The organism is Cryobacterium cheniae (assembly GCF_004403395.1).
GTDB classification, from domain to species: Bacteria; Actinomycetota; Actinomycetes; order Actinomycetales; family Microbacteriaceae; genus Cryobacterium; species Cryobacterium cheniae.
In genome coordinates this window covers 119,642-138,029 of the sequence record NZ_SOGN01000026.1, presented here as the reverse complement: position 1 = coordinate 138,029, position 18,388 = coordinate 119,642, and the positions used below count along the sequence as shown (strand labels likewise).

General features: G+C 68.1%; 18 protein-coding genes. 6 read left to right on the top strand and 12 right to left on the bottom strand.

The window, feature by feature from the left end; translation table 11 throughout:
* Positions 1–24: 24 nt before the first annotated feature.
* Positions 25–1,752 carry a glycerol-3-phosphate dehydrogenase/oxidase gene (locus E3T23_RS05070; RefSeq protein WP_134369301.1) on the bottom strand — a complete coding sequence of 576 codons (1,728 nt, stop codon included), beginning with the start codon at positions 1,750–1,752 and terminating at the stop codon, positions 25–27.
* A gap of 71 nt (positions 1,753–1,823) precedes the next feature.
* Positions 1,824–2,942, bottom strand: a complete 1,119-nt coding sequence (locus E3T23_RS05065) for a GuaB3 family IMP dehydrogenase-related protein (protein ID WP_134369300.1) — start codon at positions 2,940–2,942, stop codon at positions 1,824–1,826.
* Between the two features lie 63 nt (positions 2,943–3,005).
* On the opposite strand from E3T23_RS05065, the gene E3T23_RS05060 reads away from it, so the two are divergent.
* Positions 3,006–4,145 carry a MalY/PatB family protein gene (locus E3T23_RS05060; RefSeq protein ID WP_134369299.1) on the top strand — a complete coding sequence of 380 codons (1,140 nt, stop codon included), beginning with the start codon at positions 3,006–3,008 and terminating at the stop codon, positions 4,143–4,145.
* Positions 4,146–4,160: 15 nt separating this feature from the next.
* Here E3T23_RS05060 and guaB read toward each other — a convergent pair whose 3' ends face one another.
* Positions 4,161–5,663, bottom strand: a complete 1,503-nt coding sequence (guaB, locus tag E3T23_RS05055) for an IMP dehydrogenase (RefSeq protein ID WP_134369298.1) — start codon at positions 5,661–5,663, stop codon at positions 4,161–4,163.
* A 277-nt stretch (positions 5,664–5,940) separates the two neighbouring features.
* Between guaB and E3T23_RS05050 the strand changes: the two genes are divergently transcribed.
* Genes E3T23_RS05050 through E3T23_RS05035 form a run of 4 tightly spaced genes read left to right on the top strand, consistent with a single transcriptional unit; the run spans position 5,941 to position 9,884 of the window.
* On the top strand, positions 5,941–7,218 hold the full coding sequence (locus tag E3T23_RS05050) for a branched-chain amino acid ABC transporter permease (RefSeq protein WP_134369297.1): 1,278 nt from the start codon (positions 5,941–5,943) through the stop codon (positions 7,216–7,218).
* Between the two features lie 14 nt (positions 7,219–7,232).
* Positions 7,233–8,213, top strand: a complete 981-nt coding sequence (locus E3T23_RS05045; protein WP_134369327.1) for a branched-chain amino acid ABC transporter permease — start codon at positions 7,233–7,235, stop codon at positions 8,211–8,213.
* Positions 8,203–9,117: an ABC transporter ATP-binding protein gene (locus tag E3T23_RS05040; RefSeq protein WP_134369296.1), complete on the top strand. Its 915-nt coding sequence runs from the start codon at positions 8,203–8,205 to the stop codon at positions 9,115–9,117. The genes E3T23_RS05045 and E3T23_RS05040 overlap by 11 nt, the downstream gene beginning before the upstream one ends.
* On the top strand, positions 9,114–9,884 hold the full coding sequence (locus tag E3T23_RS05035; protein WP_134369295.1) for an ABC transporter ATP-binding protein: 771 nt from the start codon (positions 9,114–9,116) through the stop codon (positions 9,882–9,884). The genes E3T23_RS05040 and E3T23_RS05035 overlap by 4 nt, the downstream gene beginning before the upstream one ends.
* A gap of 376 nt (positions 9,885–10,260) precedes the next feature.
* On the opposite strand, the gene E3T23_RS05030 is transcribed toward E3T23_RS05035, so the two are convergent.
* From E3T23_RS05030 to groES, 3 genes are all read right to left on the bottom strand, one after another.
* On the bottom strand, positions 10,261–11,556 hold the full coding sequence (locus E3T23_RS05030) for an ABC transporter substrate-binding protein (protein WP_134369294.1): 1,296 nt from the start codon (positions 11,554–11,556) through the stop codon (positions 10,261–10,263).
* Positions 11,557–11,714: 158 nt separating this feature from the next.
* The gene (rarD, locus tag E3T23_RS05025) at positions 11,715–12,674 is read right to left on the bottom strand and encodes an EamA family transporter RarD (protein WP_134369293.1); all 960 of its coding nucleotides are present in this window, start codon (positions 12,672–12,674) and stop codon (positions 11,715–11,717) included.
* Positions 12,675–12,745: 71 nt separating this feature from the next.
* On the bottom strand, positions 12,746–13,042 hold the full coding sequence (gene groES, locus E3T23_RS05020) for a co-chaperone GroES (RefSeq protein ID WP_066597535.1): 297 nt from the start codon (positions 13,040–13,042) through the stop codon (positions 12,746–12,748).
* A gap of 127 nt (positions 13,043–13,169) precedes the next feature.
* Here groES and E3T23_RS05015 point away from each other — a divergent pair, with 127 nt between their 5' ends.
* A complete protein-coding gene (locus tag E3T23_RS05015) occupies positions 13,170–14,369 on the top strand; it encodes a class I SAM-dependent methyltransferase (protein WP_134369292.1) in 1,200 nt (399 codons plus the stop codon).
* Positions 14,370–14,423: 54 nt separating this feature from the next.
* On the opposite strand, the gene E3T23_RS05010 is transcribed toward E3T23_RS05015, so the two are convergent.
* The 6 genes from E3T23_RS05010 to tsaB form a co-directional block, all read right to left on the bottom strand.
* Positions 14,424–14,834: a DUF4190 domain-containing protein gene (locus E3T23_RS05010; protein ID WP_134369291.1), complete on the bottom strand. Its 411-nt coding sequence runs from the start codon at positions 14,832–14,834 to the stop codon at positions 14,424–14,426.
* Positions 14,835–14,853: 19 nt separating this feature from the next.
* Complete coding sequence (locus E3T23_RS05005) at positions 14,854–15,444, bottom strand: DUF4190 domain-containing protein (protein ID WP_134369290.1); 591 nt, start codon at positions 15,442–15,444, stop codon at positions 14,854–14,856.
* Between the two features lie 105 nt (positions 15,445–15,549).
* On the bottom strand, positions 15,550–15,951 hold the full coding sequence (locus E3T23_RS05000) for a DUF4190 domain-containing protein (protein ID WP_134369289.1): 402 nt from the start codon (positions 15,949–15,951) through the stop codon (positions 15,550–15,552).
* A gap of 166 nt (positions 15,952–16,117) precedes the next feature.
* On the bottom strand, positions 16,118–17,242 hold the full coding sequence (gene tsaD, locus E3T23_RS04995) for a tRNA (adenosine(37)-N6)-threonylcarbamoyltransferase complex transferase subunit TsaD (RefSeq protein ID WP_134369288.1): 1,125 nt from the start codon (positions 17,240–17,242) through the stop codon (positions 16,118–16,120).
* A complete protein-coding gene (rimI, locus tag E3T23_RS04990; protein WP_134369287.1) occupies positions 17,239–17,751 on the bottom strand; it encodes a ribosomal protein S18-alanine N-acetyltransferase in 513 nt (170 codons plus the stop codon). Before rimI ends, tsaD begins: the two co-directional genes overlap by 4 nt.
* Entirely contained in the window at positions 17,751–18,383 is a 633-nt protein-coding gene (tsaB, locus tag E3T23_RS04985; protein ID WP_134369286.1) for a tRNA (adenosine(37)-N6)-threonylcarbamoyltransferase complex dimerization subunit type 1 TsaB, read from the bottom strand. The genes rimI and tsaB overlap by 1 nt, the downstream gene beginning before the upstream one ends.
* Positions 18,384–18,388: the final 5 nt, after the last annotated feature.

Sequence of the window (18,388 nt, the reverse complement as noted above, 5' to 3'; positions counted from 1 at the left end):
CACTCGGATGCCGGCGGGCGGCTCCTACGTCGTGGCGGCGATGTCCGGAGCCTCGAGCCGCACCCGGTCGGCGGACTCGTCGTCGGGCTGCTGCTGCGACGCGCGTTCCGCCGCCACCCGCTTGAGGTAGTGGCCCACCTCGCGCGCCTGCCGCTCCTCGTCCCAGCCGAGCACCCCGGCCATCAGCCGGGCGGCCACGGGCGCCGCCGAAACGCCGCGGTCCCAGGCCTCGATCGAAATGCGGGTGCGGCGGGCCAGCACGTCCTCGAGGTGCAGCGCTCCCATGTGCGAGGCCGCGTACACCACCTCCGCCTCGATGTAGTCGTCGGCCCCCGGCAGCGGGTCCGCGAGCGACGGGGTGCCGCGGATCAGGTCGAGCAGCTCGTCGGTCAGGGTGCCGTAACGGTTGAGCAGGTGCTCGACGCGCACGGTGTGCAGGCCGAACGCCCGGGCAATCCGGCGGCGCTTGTTCCAGGCGGCCTGGTACCCCTCGGCGCCGAGCAGCGGGATGGTGGCCGTGGTGGAGGCCGGGACCCGTTCGTCGAAGGCGTCGACGGCCGCATCGATCGCATCCTTCGCCATCACCCGGTAGGTGGTCCATTTTCCGCCCGCGATCACCACCAGGCCGGGCACGGAATGCCCGACCAGGTGTTCGCGGGACAGCTTCGAGGTGCTCTCCGACTCCCCGGCCAGGAGCGGCCGGAGGCCCGCGTAGACCCCCTCGACGTCTTCCCGGGTCAGCGGCACCCGTACCACCGCGTTCACGTGCTCGAGCAGGTAGTCGATGTCGGCGGCGGTGGCGGCCGGGTGCGCCTTGTCGAGGTGCCAGTCGGTGTCGGTCGTGCCGATCAGCCAGTGCCGTCCCCACGGGATCACGAACAGAACGCTCTTCTCGGTGCGCAGCAGCAGCCCCATGGCCGATTGGAACCGGTCCCGGGGCACGACCAGGTGGATGCCCTTCGACGCGCGCACCTTGAACGTGCCGCGTTCGCCGACCATGCGCTGCGTGTCGTCGGTCCAGACGCCGGTCGCGTTCACAACCTGGCGGGCCCGCACCTCGAACCGTTCATCGGTCTGCAGGTCGCGGGCGTGCACGCCGACCACCCGCTCTCCGACCTTGATGAATCCCTCGACACGCACTCGGCTGGCCGCGTGGGCGCCGTAGAACGACGCGGTGCGCACGAGCGACGCCACGTAGAGCGCGTCATCGACCTGGGCGTCGTAGTAGGTGATGCCGCCGACGATCGTGTCCGTGTTCAGGCTCGGCAGGAGCCCCTTCACCTGCCGCCTGGACAGGTGGCGGTGGTGCGGCACGCCGGGGCGCCCGCCGGTGTAGGAGAACAGGTCGTAGAGCAGCATGCCGGCGCCAACATAGACGCGCTCGGTGACCCGCTTCGTGAGCGGGTACAGGAACCGCACCGGCTTCACCAGGTGCGGGGCGATGCGCTGCAGGAGGAGTCCGCGCTCCGTCAGCGCCTCGCGCACCAGCCGGAAGTCCAGCTGTTCCAGATAACGGATGCCGCCGTGCACCAGCTTGGACGACCGGCTCGACGTGCCCGACGCCCAGTCCCTGGCCTCGAGGATGCCCACGCTCAGGCCGCGGGTGACCGCGTCCAGGGCGGCCCCGGCGCCGACGATCCCGCCGCCGACCACCAGGATGTCGAGCTCTTTGCCCTTCAGCCGTTCGAGGGCGGAAGCCCGTTCTTCCGGTCCCAGTTTCGTGGACCGCGCCGCAGAAGTACCTGTTGCCATGTGCTCACTCCCGTTCCGGGTGGTGTCGTGTTGACCTGACGCTAGTTCACTCGGCGCGGCGCGACAACCGCCTAGTTCCCCCGGTAGGGGGCGACGACGACCTCGACGCGCTGAAACTCCTTCAGGTCGGAATAGCCGGTCGTGGCCATCGACCGGCGCAGCCCGCCGACGAGGTTCGCGGTGCCGTCGGCGATCGGCGTCGGGCCGTAGAGGATGGTTTCGAGCGGCGCGAGGGCGCCCACCTCCACCCGCTTGCCGCGGGGCAGCTTCGGATGGTGCACCTCGGCACCCCAGTGGAAGCCGCCGCCGGGGGCATCCGTCGCCCGGGCCAGCGCGGTGCCAAGCATGACGGCGTCGGCGCCGCAGGCGATGGCCTTGACGATGTCGCCGGAGGTGTTCAGGCCGCCGTCGGCGATGACGTGCACGTAGCGTCCGCCGGACTCGTCCATGTAGTCCCGGCGGGCGCCGGCGACATCGGCCACGGCCGTGGCCATCGGCGCGTGGATGCCGAGGGAGGCGCGCGTGGTCGAGGCCGCGCCGCCGCCGAAGCCGACGAGCACGCCGGCCGCGCCGGTGCGCATTAGGTGCAGGGCCGCGGTGTACGTCGCCGCCCCGCCCACGATCACGGGCACGTCGAGCTCGTAGATGAACTTCTTGAGGTTGAGGGGTTCCTGGTTCTGCGAGACGTGTTCGGCGGAAACGGTGGTGCCGCGGATCACGAACAGGTCGACGCCGGCGGCGACGACGGTCTCGTACAGTTCCTGCGTGCGCTGCGGCGACAGGGCGCCGGCCACGGTCACGCCGGCCGCGCGGATCTCGGCGAGGCGCTCGGTGACGAGCTCAGGCTTGATCGGCTCGGAGTACATCTCCTGCATGCGCGCGGTTGCCCGGTCGGCGGGCAGCTGACGGATCTCGGCGAGGAGGGGTTCGGGGTTGTCATACCGGGTCCAGAGACCCTCGAGGTCGAGCACGCCGACACCGCCGAGCTGGCCCATCATGATGGCCGTCTGCGGGGACACCACGGAGTCCATCGGCGCCGCGAGGAACGGGATCGAGAACTGGTACGCGTCGATGGTCCAGCTGACCGACACATCCTCCGGGTCGCGGGTGCGCCGGCTGGGCACAATCGCGATGTCGTCGAAGGCGTATACGCGGCGGGCGCGCTTGGAGCGGCCGATCTCGATTTCCATGATTCCAGTTTAGATGCCGCGGGGCTCCTCGACGACGGATGCCGCGAGGTGCATCCTGTGGTGATGGATGTCACCGCCGACCCGCTGTTCCTCCTCCGCGAACGCACGAGCATGAAATGGCGCAGCTTTCCCGCCGATGTGCTGCCGCTGTTCGTCGCCGAGTCCGACTTCCCGCTGGCCGAACCCGTCCAGGACGCGCTGGCCGCGGCGGTGCGGCGCAGCGACACCGGCTACGTCGCGCCGGTCAACGATCTCGGCGCGGCCTTCGCGGGGTTCGCCGGCCGCCGCTGGGGCTGGCAGGTCGACCCGGAGCAGGTGACCACCACGACGGATGTCAGCGTGGCCATCGTGGAGACCCTGCGGATGCTGATCCGGCCCGGCGACCGGGTCGTGATCACTCCCCCGGTGTACCCGCCGTTCTTCGACCTCGTGCCCGAGGCCGGCGGGGTGGTGCACGCCGTGCCGCTCCTGTCCGGCCAGACCGGCTGGAGCCTCGACCTGGACGGCCTCGAGCGCGCGTTCCAGGCGGGCCTGCGCTGCGTGCTGCTCTGCAACCCGCATAACCCGGTCGGGCATCCGCACACCGTCGAAGACCTCACGGCGCTGGCCGGCCTCGCCGCCCAGCACGGCGTCACGGTGATCAGCGACGAGGTGCACGCCCCGCTGACCTACGCCGACGCCGATTTCACGCCCTACCTGACCGTCTCCCCCGCAGCCGCCGACCACGGCGTCTGCGTGACGAGCGCGAGCAAGGCCTGGAACCTGGCCGGCCTCAAATGCGCGCTCATCGTCACCGCCGGTGAACGGATGCGCGCCGAGCTCGCTGCCCTGCCCCAGGAGGTGTCCTGGCGCACGAGCCAGTTCGGGTTGATCGCCGGGATCGCGGCGTTTCGCGACGGGGAGCCGTGGCTGGACGGGGTGCTCGCGGCCCTCGACGGCAACCGTCGGCGGCTCACCCTGTTGCTCGACGCGCAGCTGCCCGGGGTCGGTTACCGGCCGCCCGGCGCCGGCTACCTGGCCTGGCTCGACCTGCGGAGCCTGGGCTGGGGTGACGACCCGGCCCTGATCGCCCTCGAGCGGGCCCGGGTCGCGCTCAGCCCCGGCCCGATGTTCGGCGAACCGGGCCGGGGCTTCGCGCGACTCAACTTCGGGTGTTCGCCCGAGGTGCTCGCGGAAGCGGTCTCCCGGCTGGCCGCCGCCTAGCCGATCTCACACCCCTCAGCGGCGGTAGTTGGGTGCCTCGACCACGATCTGCACGTCGTGCGGGTGCGACTCCTTCAGCCCGGCGGACGTGATCCGGACGAATTTGCCCTTCTGCTTGAGCTCGTCGATGGTGCGCGCACCCACGTAGAACATGGACTGGCGCAGGCCGCCGATCAGCTGGTAGGCCACGGCGGACACCGGTCCGCGATACGGGACCTGGCCCTCGATTCCTTCCGGGATGAGCTTGTCGTCGGAGGGGACATCCGACTGGAAGTAGCGGTCCTTGGAATAGGAGGTCTTCGTGCCGCGGCTCTGCAGCGCGCCCAGCGATCCCATGCCGCGGTAGGTCTTGAACTGCTTGCCGTTGACGAAGACGAGTTCCCCGGGGCTCTCGTCACAGCCCGCGAGCAGGGATCCGAGCATGACGGTGTCCGCGCCGGCGACCAGCGCCTTGGCGATGTCACCGGAGTACTGCAGTCCGCCGTCGGCGATCACCGGGATGCCGGTTTCCCTGGCGGCGAGCGACGCCTGGTAGACCGCGGTGATCTGCGGCACGCCGACGCCGGCGACGATGCGGGTGGTGCAGATGGAACCGGGGCCGACGCCGACCTTGATCGCGTCCGCGCCGGCGTCGATGAGGGCCTGGGCACCGGAGCGGGTGGCCACGTTGCCGCCGATCACGTCGACCGCCTCGAACGCGGGATCGGACTTCAGGCGACGGATGATCTCGAGCACCCCGGCGCTGTCGCCATTGGCGGTGTCGACCACGAGCACGTCGACGCCCGCCTCGAGCAGGGCGGTCGCGCGCTGCCAGGCGTCGCCGAAGAAGCCGATGGCCGCGCCGACGCGCAGGCGGCCGGCGTCGTCCTTGGTGGCGAAGGGGTATTCCTCGCTCTTGTCGAAGTCCTTGACCGTGATCAGGCCGGTGAGGCGGCCGCGGTCGTCGACGAGCGGAAGCTTCTCGATCTTGTGGGTGGCGAAAATGGCGACGGCATCCATCGGCGCCATGCCGACCTTGCCCGTGATCAGCGGGCCTTTCGTCATCACCTCGCGCACGAGCGTCGTGTGCTTTTTGGTGCTCGACACGAAGCGCATGTCCCGGTTGGTGATGATTCCCACGAGCACGCCGTCGGCGTCGACGACCGGAAGACCGCTGATGCGGTACTGCCCGCAGAGGGCGTCAACCTCCGCAACGGTGGCGTCGGGCGAAGTTGTTACCGGATTGGTAATCATGCCCGATTCGCTGCGTTTGACGAGGTCGACCTGCTCGGCCTGGTCCGCGATCGAGAGGTTGCGGTGCAGCACACCGAGGCCGCCTTCGCGAGCCATCGCGATGGCCATCCGGGTCTCGGTGACGGTGTCCATCGCACTGGACAGCAGCGGCGTGGCCACACTGATCCGGCGCGTCAACCGAGACATAGTCTCGGCTTCACTGGGAATGACGTCGGTGTGCCCCGGGAGAAGCAGGACGTCGTCGTAGGTGAGCCCGGTGAAACCGAACGGATCTGGCTGATCCATGAAACCCCTTTTACAGATGCAGGAAAGTGGAAAAAACCCGGCAAACCAACTCGATTGCCGGCTTGTCAATGTTAAGCGACGTTGCGCTCCGCGCATTCCTCGGCAGAGAATCTAGGCAGTTCCGACCGCCGTCGTGACTTCTGCGACATAATCGTCAATTACTGTCAACAAAGATGTTGGTAGGTGAGACCCGGGGCACGCTCGGTCACAAACCCAACGGTGCCGCCATGGAGGTGCAGTGAATTCCACTGAAGCTGTTCGCAGATTCTCACCCAGGATGCTGGTGATCTTTCTCGGCCTGCTCTTCGCAGCCTTGACGATGTCCACATTCGCCACCGTGTCCGCCGGTCCGGCTCACGCGGACGAGGTCGGAACCGACGAGTACGACTACGTCCTCACCGGCAATGTGCAGTTCGACCAGAAACCGCTCGACAACGTGCTGATCACCGTCGAGGGGGCCGGCTATGAGGCATCCGTGGAAACGGGCGTCGACGGCAAATGGAAGGTCGGGGTGCCCGAAAAGGCCACCTACACCGTCACCCTCGATGAGGACACCCTCCCGAAGGGCGTTGTCGTCGCCAAGGGCGGCAGCGTCATCGAGGCGGAGTTCGCGCTCACCAAGGTGAAGTCGGTCAACTTCTTCCTCGGCGAGGGCACACGCACCACGGTCAGCTTCTTCGACCAGTTCATCAACCGCTTCGTCAACGGGCTGAACTTCGGCCTGCTGCTGGCCCTGGCCGCCATCGGGCTGTCCCTGATCTTCGGCACCACCGGGCTGAGCAACTTCGCGCACGCGGAGATGATCACCTTCGGTGCGTTGATGACCCTGCTCTTCTCGGTCACCCTGGGGGTGCCGATCTGGCTGGCGATCATCGTCGCGGTCGCGCTCAGCGCGGGCCTCGGCTGGAGCCTCGATGCGGTGATCTGGAAACCGTTGCGGCGCAAGGGCGTGGGTCTGATCCCGCTGATGATCGTGAGCATCGGGCTCTCCCTCGCCCTGCGCTACCTGTTCCAGATCTTCGTCGGCGGCGGAACCAGCCAGCTTCCGGGCTCCGGCCTGGCCGACCTGAAGTTCGGTCCGATCCGGCTCTCGCTGATCGACCTGGCCAGCATGGGCATCAGCATCGTGGTGCTGCTGGCCGTCTCCTTCTTCCTGCTGCGCACCCGCATCGGCAAGGCCACCCGCGCGGTCTCCGACAATCCCAGCTTGGCTTCGGCCAGCGGGATCGACGTCGACGGCGTCATCCGGATCGTCTGGGTGCTCGGTGGAGCCCTCGCGGGCCTCAGCGGCATCCTCTGGGCCTACTTCCGGCCGGGCGTCAGCTGGGACATGGGTTTCCAGATCCTGCTGCTCGTATTCGCGGCCGTGACCCTCGGCGGACTCGGTACCGCTTTCGGCGCCCTGATCGGTTCGATCATCGTCGGCCTGTTCGTCGAGCTGTCGACGCTGTGGCTTCCCTCCGACCTTAAATACGTCGGTGCACTTGTCGTGTTGATCCTGGTGCTGCTGCTTCGGCCGCAAGGCATCCTGGGTCGCAAAGAGAGAATTGGCTAGAAGGGCATCCGATGATCGACTGGGGAGCAATCTTTAGCAACGCAGCCGTCGAGCTGATCAGCCCGACCACCGCCGCCTACGCCCTCGCGGCGCTCGGGCTGGCGATCCACTTCGGATACACCGGCCTTCTGAACTTCGGCCAGGCCGGCTTCATGGCCCTCGGCGCCTACGGCTTCGCCATCTCCACCCTCAGCTTCGGCTTCCCCGTCTGGGGTGCCGTGCTGGTGGGGATCGGCGCATCCGTCATCTTCGCCCTGATCCTGGGCATTCCGACCCTCCGCCTGCGGGCGGACTACCTCGCGATCGTGACGATCGCCGCCGCCGAGATCGTGCGCCTCCTGTTCACGACGAACACGTTCCAGTCCCTGACCGGTTCCGCGAACGGGCTGAGCGGGTACAAGGGCGGTTTCGCGGGCCTCAACCCGATCCCGGAGGGCCGCTACGGTTTCGGCCCCTTCGAGTACAACGAGTACGACTGGTGGCTGCGGATCGTGGCCTGGTCGATCGTGGTTCTCGCCTGCCTGTTCACCTGGCAGATCATGCGCAGCCCGTGGGGTCGCGTGATCAAGGGGATCCGTGAAGACGAGGATGCCGTGCGCGCGCTCGGTAAGAACGTCTACTCCTACAAGATGCAGTCTTTGATCCTCGGCGGCGTGTTCGGCACGATCGCGGGCATGATCTTCGTGCTCCCCCGTGCCGTGGTTCCCTCGAACTACCAGACGTCCCTGACGTTCTTCATCTACGCGATCCTCCTCCTCGGCGGCGCGTCGACGATCCTCGGTCCGGTCATCGGCTCGATGGTCTTCTGGGTCCTGCTCTCCTTCTTCTCCGGGTTCATCGCCCGTGCGGTGGAGGCCGGCTGGATTCCGTTCATGAGCAGCATCCAGGCCGGGCAGCTGCGATTCATCCTGGTGGGAGTGGCGATCATGCTCATAGTCATCTTCAGACCGCAGGGCATCTTCGGAAACAAGAAGGAGTTGGCCTTTGTCAAATAACACCGTTCCCAGCGGCAAGCCGGTCAAGTCGACCGACCTGCACCTCGGCGAGGCCTCCCCGGGCTGCAAGAAGCGCGACCCGATCCTGGTCGCGGACGGCGTGAGCCGCACCTTCGGCGGTCTCAAGGCCGTCGATGTCGACCACGTCGAGATTCCGCGCGGTGCCATCACGGCGCTGATCGGGCCCAACGGAGCAGGTAAGACCACCCTGTTCAACCTGCTGACCGGCTTCGACAAGCCCGACACCGGGTCGTGGACCTTCGAGGGCCGCCCCCTGTCGGGGATGCCCGCGTTCAAGGTGGCCCGGATGGGCCAGGTCCGCACCTTCCAGCTCACCAAGGCGCTCGGGCTTTTGACCGTGATGGACAACATGCTGCTCGGCGCCAAGGGCCAGGCGGGCGAGAACCTGTTCCGGGCGGTCTTCCCCTTCTTCTGGAGCAAGCAGGAGGAGGCGAACAGGGTGCGGGCCCTCGACATCCTCGAACGTTTCAAGCTCGACACCAAGAAGGACGACTACGCCGCCAGCCTCTCCGGCGGGCAGCGGAAGCTGCTCGAGATGGCGCGGGCGCTGATGAGCGAGCCGAGCCTGGTGATGCTGGACGAGCCGATGGCCGGGGTGAACCCGGCGCTGACCCAGTCGCTGCTGGACCACATCCTCAACCTGAAGGCGGAGGGCATGACGGTTCTGTTCGTCGAACACGATATGCACATGGTGCGCCACATCGCCGACTGGGTCATCGTGATGGCCGAGGGCCGCGTGGTCGCCGAGGGTGACCCGCACGAGGTGATGCGCAACCCCGCCGTGATCGACGCCTACCTGGGCCAGCACCACGACGAGGACCTCGGCGAGGATCCGACCGCCGAAACCGAACATGTCGAAGCCATTAAGGAGCTGCTCGATTGACGAACTCTAGCCCTGCCCCTGCGCCGGCCTACACCCCCACCGGGCAGGCCGTCGTCGAGGTCAAGACGGTGACGGCCGGCTACCTGCCGGGCGTCAACATCCTCAACGCGTGCTCCCTGACCGCCTACGACGGCGAGCTGATCGGGATCATCGGCCCGAACGGCGCGGGCAAGTCCACGCTGCTCAAGTCGATCTTCGGCCAGGTCAAGGTGCGGGAGGGAGAAATCCTGCTTCGCGGCGAGAACATCACCAACCTCAGGGCGAACAAGCTCGTGGCCAAGGGCGTCGGCTTCGTGCCCCAGACCAACAACGTCTTCCCCACGCTCACCATCCAGGAGAACCTGGAGATGGGCATGTTCCTGAAGCCGAAGGGTCTGACCGAGCGCCTCGAGTTCGTCACGGAGATCTTCCCGGAGCTCAGGAAACGGCTCCAGCAGCGCGCCGGCTCGCTGTCCGGCGGCGAACGCCAGATGGTGGCCATGTCGCGGGCGCTGATGATGGGCCCGCACGTGCTGCTGCTCGACGAGCCGAGCGCGGGGCTCTCCCCCGTGCGCCAGGACGAGGCGTTCCTGCGGGTCAAGGAGATCAACAAGGCCGGCGTGACCACGATCATGGTGGAGCAGAACGCCCGTCGCTGCCTGCAGATCTGTGACCGCGGCTACGTGCTCGACCAGGGCCGCGACGCCTATACGGGCACCGGCCGGGAGCTGCTGAACGACCCCAAGGTGATCGGTCTCTACCTCGGCACCCTCGGCCAGGACGACTAGCCGGGACTGCCTCCTTCACCTGCACGACCCGCACGACCCGCACGACCCGCACGACCCGCACGCAGAAGCGGCGCCCGAGATCCTCGGGCGCCGCTTCTGCGTGCCCGGTGCGACGTCGCCGGCTCCACGCCGCTCCCGGCGCGTGCTCCCGGCTCCCGCGCGGCTCATGGCGCATGCTACGGCTCGTGGCGCACGCTCTGACGTGCGCCCGCTTCCACAACCTGAGCCGCGGGCATCCGGGGCGACATCCGGCCGGGGACGTCTCCGCTTGACGACAGTCGCCGGGTCTGGACTGGGCGCCGGGCGCACGAAGAAGGGCCCCGACCGAAGTCGGGGCCCTTGCCTCATCAGTGCCCGGTCACGGACCGGTCAGCGACTAGTTGATGCGCTTGAACGTGTTGTCTTCGATGTACTCGTAAACGCCGATGGTCGCCTCGGTCGGGTCGCCGTTCTCGTCGAACGTGACCGGGCCGGAGAAGCCGTCGTAGTTGACCTGGTCGCCGGCCGCGAGGGCTTCGGCCCCCGCGGTGAAGTCGGTGACCTCCTTGCCGTCGCCGGTTCCACCCGAAACCTGGCGGAGGTACTTGGAAATGGCCTCTCCCGAGACGTCGTTGGCCGCGTAGGCAGCCAGCGCGACGAGCATGACGGCGTCGTAGGACTCGGCCGCGTAGCTGTAGTCGGTCAGGGTGGGGTCGATCTCCTTGAGACGGTCGGTGAAGTCGCCGAGGGTTCCCACGTCGAGCCCGGGCAGCGTGCCCTTCGCTCCGGTGATGATGCCCGCGTCGAAGTCCTTGCTGTAGTCAGCCAGGTTGCCGTCAACGAAGTAGAGATTGCCGCCCGGGTAGCCGGAGCCGACCAGTGCGGGGGTGATGACCTTGGCCTGGTCGAACGTGATCAGCGCGATCGCGTCGGGGTTGGCGGCGGTCACTTCGGAGATCTGCGCGGCGAAGTTGGAGTCACCCTCGTTGAACAGCGACGTGGCGACGACCTCGCCGCCGGCAGCCTCGAAGGCCGTCGTGGTGGATTCGGCCAGGCCGGTTCCGTAGGAGTCGTTGAGCACGATCAGGCCGAGGGTGCTGTTGCCGTCGTCGGCGATCTGTGTGCCCAGGACTTCACCCTGCAACAGGTCGGACGGGGCGGTGCGCCAGTAGAGGTCCTTGTCGGCGTACTTGGTGAAGTCCGCCGAGGTGTTGGCCGGGGAGAACTGCACAACGCCCGCACCGGTGATCTGGTCGATCACGGTCTTGGAGACGCCGGAGGATGCCGCACCGATGATGGCCGAGACGTCCTGCGAGAGGAGGTCGGTCACCGAACCGGTCGCGGTGTCCGTCGTGGTGTCGCCGGAGTCACGGAAGATGGCCTCAACGGTGAGTCCGAGTTTCGCGTCGTTGATGTCCTTCACGGCCAGTGCGACACCGGCTTCTTCGGGCGGGCCGAGGAAAGCCAGGGCACCACTCTGGGGAAGGATCGTGCCGATCTTCAGGGTGAGGTCGCGGTCGCCGGCCGTGATGGCCTGCGCGTCTCCGCTGGCGGCGGGGGCTTCCGATTCAGCCGGCTCTGCAGCGTTGCTGCTGCATCCGGTGAGCAGAAGCGCACTGACGCCGACCATGGCGACTCCAGTGACAACGGCCCGGACTGAGCGGGAGGCCGAGGCCTTCGCGAATACGCTCATGTTGCTCCTTGGGACTAGGAATGAGAAATGCCGGCGGTCGATTGACTGCCGTTCTGTCACATTATTGACAGGACTGGCGCGAAACAAGACAACCGTGTTACATCCGGGTAACGCAGACCAAATCGTTACGATCCGCGGCCGGTGACACCGCCGGTGGTTTAGGCCGGTTCCAGGGAATCACGCCGGGGCGCACGACCGGTGAGGACCATATCGGTCGTGAGAACGACCAGCGCCAGCCAGACCAGGCCGAAACCGACCCACCGTTCGGGCGGCATGGGCTCGAGCAGCACGAAGACACCGACCAGGAATTGCAGGATCGGAGCGAAGTACTGGATCAGGCCCATGTACGTCAGAGGCAGGCGCCGGGCCGCGGCGGCGAAGAACAGCAGCGGGACGGCGGTCACCACGCCGGCCGCCAGCAATCCCACGGTGTGCCAGGTCGAGACGGTGCCGAAGGTGAGGCCGGAGACGGACGCCACCACGATCAGCTGCACGACGGCGATGGGTGCAAGCCAGACCGTTTCGAGGGTGAGACCGGCGACGGCATCGACATCGCGGCCGACCCGCTTCTTGATCAGGCCGTAGAAACCGAACGAGAACGCGAGGATGAGCGAGACCCAAGGCAGCGATCCGTAACCGACGGTGAGCACGACGACGGCCCCGAGACTGATGCCCACCGCCACCCACTGCAACAGGCGCAGCTTCTCGCGCAGCAGGATGACGCCGAGGAACACGGTGACGATCGGGTTGATGAAGTAGCCGAGGGCAGCCTCGACCACGTGGCCGCTGAGCGCAGCGAAGACATAGGTCTGCCAGTTGACGAAGATCAGCAGGCCGGCCAGGCCCATGGTGAAGACGATGCGGGGCCGTCGCAGCAGGGCGCGAAAGGACCGCCATTTGCGGGTGACCATGATCAGCAGAACGCAGAACACCAGGGAGAAGAGAACCCGCCAGGCCACGATTTCGAAGGCGCCGCTCGGAGCGAGGAGCAGGAAGTAGAGCGGCAACGCGCCCCAGAGGGCGTAGGCGAGGACCGCGTAGATCAGTCCTTTGCTCTGCTCCGACCGCTCCGGGCGGGCCGAGCGGGGTTTCCCGGGCGAGGAAGGGCTTGGCTCCACGGGCGGGCCTTTCTTAACGACGAATCCCGGATGGCCTGGCCATCCGGGATTCTACCGATCAGTGGAAGTGACTAGCGAACGACGACTGCGAGCACGTCGCGAGCCGACAGGACGAGGAGGTCCTCGCCACCGAACTTGACTTCGGTTCCGCCGTACTTGGAGTAGATCACCTTGTCGCCGACGGCGACGTCGAGCGGAATGCGGTTGCCGTTGTCGTCGATGCGGCCGGGGCCGACTGCGACAACTTCGCCCTCCTGGGGCTTTTCCTTGGCGGTGTCAGGAATGACCAGACCTGATGCGGTGGTCTGCTCTGCGTCGACCTGCTTGATGACGATGCGATCCTCGAGCGGCTTGATGGAGACCGACACGGTTGACCTCTTTCTTAGCTAAGACATAGTTAGCAGACTCACAGCGAGAGTGCCAAGTCGAGTTTAGGGCGCATCTGGCACTCACGCAACGTGAGTGCCAGATGCGGAGGGTTGATAGGTTTGCACGATGGAACGTTCAGAGCTCGTCGAGCTGTTATCGCCGGGCGGTTTGCGCCTGCTGGACTCGTTGCCGCCGTACGACCCGGCCGCCGACGTCGTGCGGGTGGTCAGCGAACTTCGCAAGGCCGGGCACAGCCCCGACCTGGTCACCGCGGTGCTCGGCCAGTCGCGGCTCCGCGCCAAGGCCGTGCCCAAGTTCGGCGAGTTCGCCGGCCGCATGCTGTTCACGGAGGCCGGCCTCGAGCAGGCCACCCGGCTGCGGGTGGCGGCGCTGCACGCCGGTCGCTTCGCGGGCGCGTCCCTGAACCGGGTCGTCGACCTCGGCTGCGGCATCGGCGGCGACGCCATGGCCCTGGCCGCCATGGACCTCACGGTGACGGGGGTGGACGCCGACGAGGTGACCGCGAGCGTCGCCAGCTACAACCTGGCTCCGTTCGAGAACGCGAGCGTGCTGCAGTCGGCCGCGGAAGACGTCGACCTGTCCGGCTTCGACGCCGCCTGGCTCGACCCGGCCCGGCGCACCGCCGGGCACTCCAACACCTCGCGCCTGACCCGGCCGGAGGACTACTCCCCGCACCTCGATTTCGTCTTCGGTCTCAGTGAACGGATGCCCATCGGCGTCAAGCTCGGCCCCGGGCACGATCGCGACCTGATCCCCGCGGAGGCCGAAGCGCAGTGGGTGTCCGTGGACGGCAAGCTCGTGGAGATGGGGCTGTGGTTCGGGGCCCTCGCGCGCCCCGGCATCCGTCGCTCCGCCCTGCTGCTCGGCCGGACCGGGACGAACGAGCTGACCGCACCCCGCGATAGCGAGGACGCCCCGGTGGGGGTGCTGGGCGACTACATCTACGAGCCCGACGGCGCGATCATCCGTGCCCGCCTGATCGGGGACCTGGCCCGGTCGCTCGACGCGCGGATGCTGAGCGAGGGGATCGCCTACCTCACCTCCCGGGACCTGCAGCGCACCCCCTTCGCCACCGCGTTCCGGGTGCTCGAGATGCTGCCCGTCGACGAGAAGAAGTTGCGGCTGGCACTGCAGGAGCGCCGCATCGGCACGCTCGAGATCAAGAAACGCGGCGTGGATGTCGATCCGGCCACGCTGCGCACACGTCTGAAGCTCAAGGGATCCGAGTCGGCGACGCTCGTACTCACCCGGGCGGCCGGGCAGCGGGTGGCCCTGCTGGTGGAGCGGATTCCGCCGCTCGCCTGAGGCCGGACCGGCTCGGCCCGAAGGGCTCAGCCCGACGTGCTCAGTCGGACGTGCTCAGTCGGGCACGATCGTCAGCACCTGCGTGACGATCAACACCCACCCGACCGCGAGGACCAGTCCGGCCAGCCCGGTCACCAGCCCGTAGGCCCACACGGTGCCGGCCCGGCGCTCGGTCATGCGGGCCATCACGGCCAGCACGACTGCGGCGGTCGAGAGCGCCGCACCCCAGACACCGAAGAGGGCGATCAGCAGCCCGACCAGCCCGAAGACGAGCGACGCGATGGACAGCCCCCTCCGACCCGCCTGCGCGGTCAGCTCGCTGTCGGTGTAGACGTACGGCACCCATTCCGTGGGAGCCGTGAAGGTCGACGCGTAATCCAATTCGCCCGGGGCGGGCGCCGGCGGCCGGGTGAGGTCGACCCGGAAGTCATCGTCGTGGAACGGGCCCCGTTCCTCCCCAGCCATCCCTGCTACTGCCTCCGGCTCAGAACGAGGAATAGTCGGCGGGCAGGGTGGCGAACAGGACAGCCCAGATCACAATGCTGATCAGCGCCAGACCGACGCCGATGAACCCGGTGATGATCCCGGTCAGCCAGAAGCCCCTCGCCTGCGGCTCCTTCGACTTGCCGAGGAAGCCCAGAACGACGGCGGCGGCGGGAATGAACAGCCCGAGGATGCCGCCCACAATCGGGATGAACACGATCGGCGAGCCGAGCACGCCGAGGATGCCGGCGACCAGCGCCAGGATGCTGAAAATGGGCTGCTTCGCGGCGGGCGCGCCGTAGGGCGCCGAATACGGGGTGCCGTAGGCCGGCGCCTGGGCCTCAGCCTGGGCTTGGGCCGGCGCGCCGTACGCGGGCGGCGAGGTCGGGGCACTGTACGCGGGCGGCGAGGTCGGGGCACGGTACGCGGGCGGCGCGGCCGGCGCACCGTACGCGGGCGGCGGAATCGGCGGCGCGGACGGCGTTCCCCCCTCGTTGCGCGGGATGTCGGGGACCTGGGGCACGTCAGGCACCTGCGGCACGTCGGGCACCTGAGGAACGTCGGGGTTGCTGGGGATGTTCGAATCGCTCATGCGAATTCATTCCTTTCCGGACGACGAGCTGTGCGTCGCAGATTTGTATCGGGTCACCGGCTGGCGGCCCGGGGTTTCGGCCCGCCGGCCACAGGGTCAGAGGGGTCAGAAGCTGTCGACCATGGCCGGATCGTTGAGAATCGCGATCATGATCGGGATCAAGACGACCAGGGCGATGATCGAGATCAGGATGCCCAGATAACCGATGATGAGGCCGGCAATGGCGAGCCCTCGGCCCTTTTCTCCGGTTTTGCCGATCTGGCCCAGCCCGATGTGGCCGGTGATGATGCCGACCAGGGAGATCCCGAGAATCGAGGTCACCAGCGACACGATGGACAGCACGTTGTACTTCTCGGAGGGAACCTGCTGCGCGTAGGGCTGCTGGTAGCCCGGCGCGGCGTAGGCCGGGCCGGATTGCGCCGGGCTCCCGGGTGCCGCGGGATTCGCGGGCGCAGCCGGCGGTTGGTAGATGGGCGGGTTAACCGGCGTCTGGTCGGGGTCGGTCATGGCGATTGCTCCTTCGAGAATGGTGCGTCTGGGCTACCGGACCGGCTCACGACCGGACTGGGTGTGTTGGGTTCGCCGGAGATCGGCGCCTGCCGAAGTCAGGATACTCGCCCCCGGGCGAAATACCGGTCGGAGGGGGTTTCAGACCTGAATGTCGGAGGGGGTTTCAGACCTGAATGTCGGAGACCGGGAGGGTGGAATCCGCGCCGAACTCCAGCGAGGAGGGCGCATGCCCGGCCATGATCAGTTGCGCCCCGAGGGCGGCGATCATGGCACCGTTGTCGGTGCAGAGCGACAAAGGCGGGACGCGCAGGGCGATGCCGGCGGCATCCGTGCGTTCCTGGGCCACCTGGCGTAGCCGGGCGTTGGCGATCACGCCGCCCCCGAGCAGGAGCCGCGGCACCCCGTGGTCGACGCAGGCCGCCACGGCCTTGGTCAGAAGGATGTCGACGACCGCCTCCCGGAAGCTGGCGGCCACGTCGGCCAGCGGCACCGGCTCGTCCGCGTCGCGCTTCTGCTCGACCCACCGGGCCACCGACGTCTTGAGTCCGGAGAACGAGAAGTCGTAACGGTGTTTCGCCATGTCCTTGGTCTGGCTGAGACCGCGGGGGAAACGGATGGCGGTGGGATCGCCGTCCAGAGCGGCCCGGTCGATCTGGGGTCCGCCCGGGTAGGGCAGGCCGAGCAGGCGGGCCACCTTGTCAAAGGCCTCGCCGGCCGCGTCGTCGATGGTCTCGCCGAGCAGTTCGACGTCGGAGACCAGATCGCGCACCAGGAGCAGAGAGGTGTGACCGCCGCTGACGAGGAGCGCGATCGTGGGGTACTCCAGTGCCTCCGTGGTGTCGTCCGCGCCGAGGCGCAACACGTCGGCGCCCACATGGCCGACGAGGTGGTTGACCGCGTAGATCGGTTTGCCGAGCGAGATGGCGAGCGCCTTGGCCGCGCCGACCCCGACCATGAGCGCGCCGGCCAGGCCGGGGCCGCAGGTCACGGCCACCGCGTCGATCTCTTCCAAACGGATGCCGGCCTCCAGCGTCGCCGCTCGGATGGCCGGAACGAGTTCCTCGAGGTGGGCGCGCGCGGCCACCTCCGGGACGACTCCGCCGTAGCGGGCGTGCTCGTCCATCGACGACGCGATCGTGTTGGAAAGCAGGGTCGTGCCGCGCACGATCCCGATGCCGGTCTCGTCGCAGGACGTTTCGATGCCGAGCACGAGCGGGTCGACGCGGTTCAGGGTGGTCGTAGGCAGATCGGTCGTGGTCAGATCGGTCGTGTCGTTCCGGGTCTTCATTCGGTGGCCTCCGCTGCGGCCTCTGCCGGTGTCATCTGCATCTCGGGGTCGGGCACGTGCAGTCTCATCACGATCGCGTCGACATTGTCGGGCTGGTAGTAGCCGCGGCGCAGGCCCAGCTCCTCGAAGCCGAGGCGGAGGTAGAGCGCCTGGGCCGACGGGTTGTCGGCGCGCACCTCGAGGAACACTTCCCGCACACCCCGTTTCCGGGCCTCGGCGATCAGGCTGAGCATCAGCGTTCGGCCGAGGCCGTGCCCGCGAGCCTGTTCGGTGACCGCGATGGTCTGGACGTCACCCTCGTGCGCTCCGCGCGGGGCCTGCAGCCCGGCGTAGGCCTCGATCCGGTCGGGCTCATCGGGCGGGAAGGCGACCAGGTAGTAGCAGTTCGGGTTGGCCACGTCCTGGGCCATCGCCTCGGCGGACCACGCGTCGTTGACGAAGATCCGGGTCTCGAGCGCCATGATGGCGTCCACATCGGCGGCTCGGGCGCGGCGCAGCTGCCAGGTCATCAGCTGACCCGTTTCGGACCGTTGGACAGGGTGACGTCCGGCGAGCGCAGGTAGAGCGCCTCGTCGGCGGCGAACGGATGCCGGTGGGCCCACATCAGCTCGGCGACCAGCCCCAGCTCCCCGGCGGACACGGCGACCGCGTCGAAGCGGGGCACCCGCGCGTGCTCCCAGTCGGGCTCCTGCAGCACGGCCGGCCGGGCCACGCCCGGGCCGTCGACCCGGATCGGGAGACCCGCGGCATCCGCCCCGCTGTACACGGACCAGTTCACCTCGCGGCGGCGGGCGTCGGTGACGACGACGAGCGGGCCGCTGTGGCCGGCCTGGTAGCGGCCGAAGGCGAGCGCGTCGTGGCTGACGACGGGCATGAAGGGCACCCCGGCACCCAGCGCGAAGACCCGCGCGGCGGCGATGCCCACGCGCAGGCCGGTGAAGGGTCCGGGCCCCATGCCGCCAACCACGGCGGAAAGGCCGCTGATCGGAACGGCCGCGTCGGTGAGGCAGTCGGCGATCAGGCGGCCGACCACCTCGGCGTGGCGCATGGTGTCGTCGGTGGAGTGTTCGGCGATGACGCCGCGGGCGAGATCCACGACCGCGACGCTCGTTCCGGCGGAAGTATCGATGGCGAGAAGCACCTCAC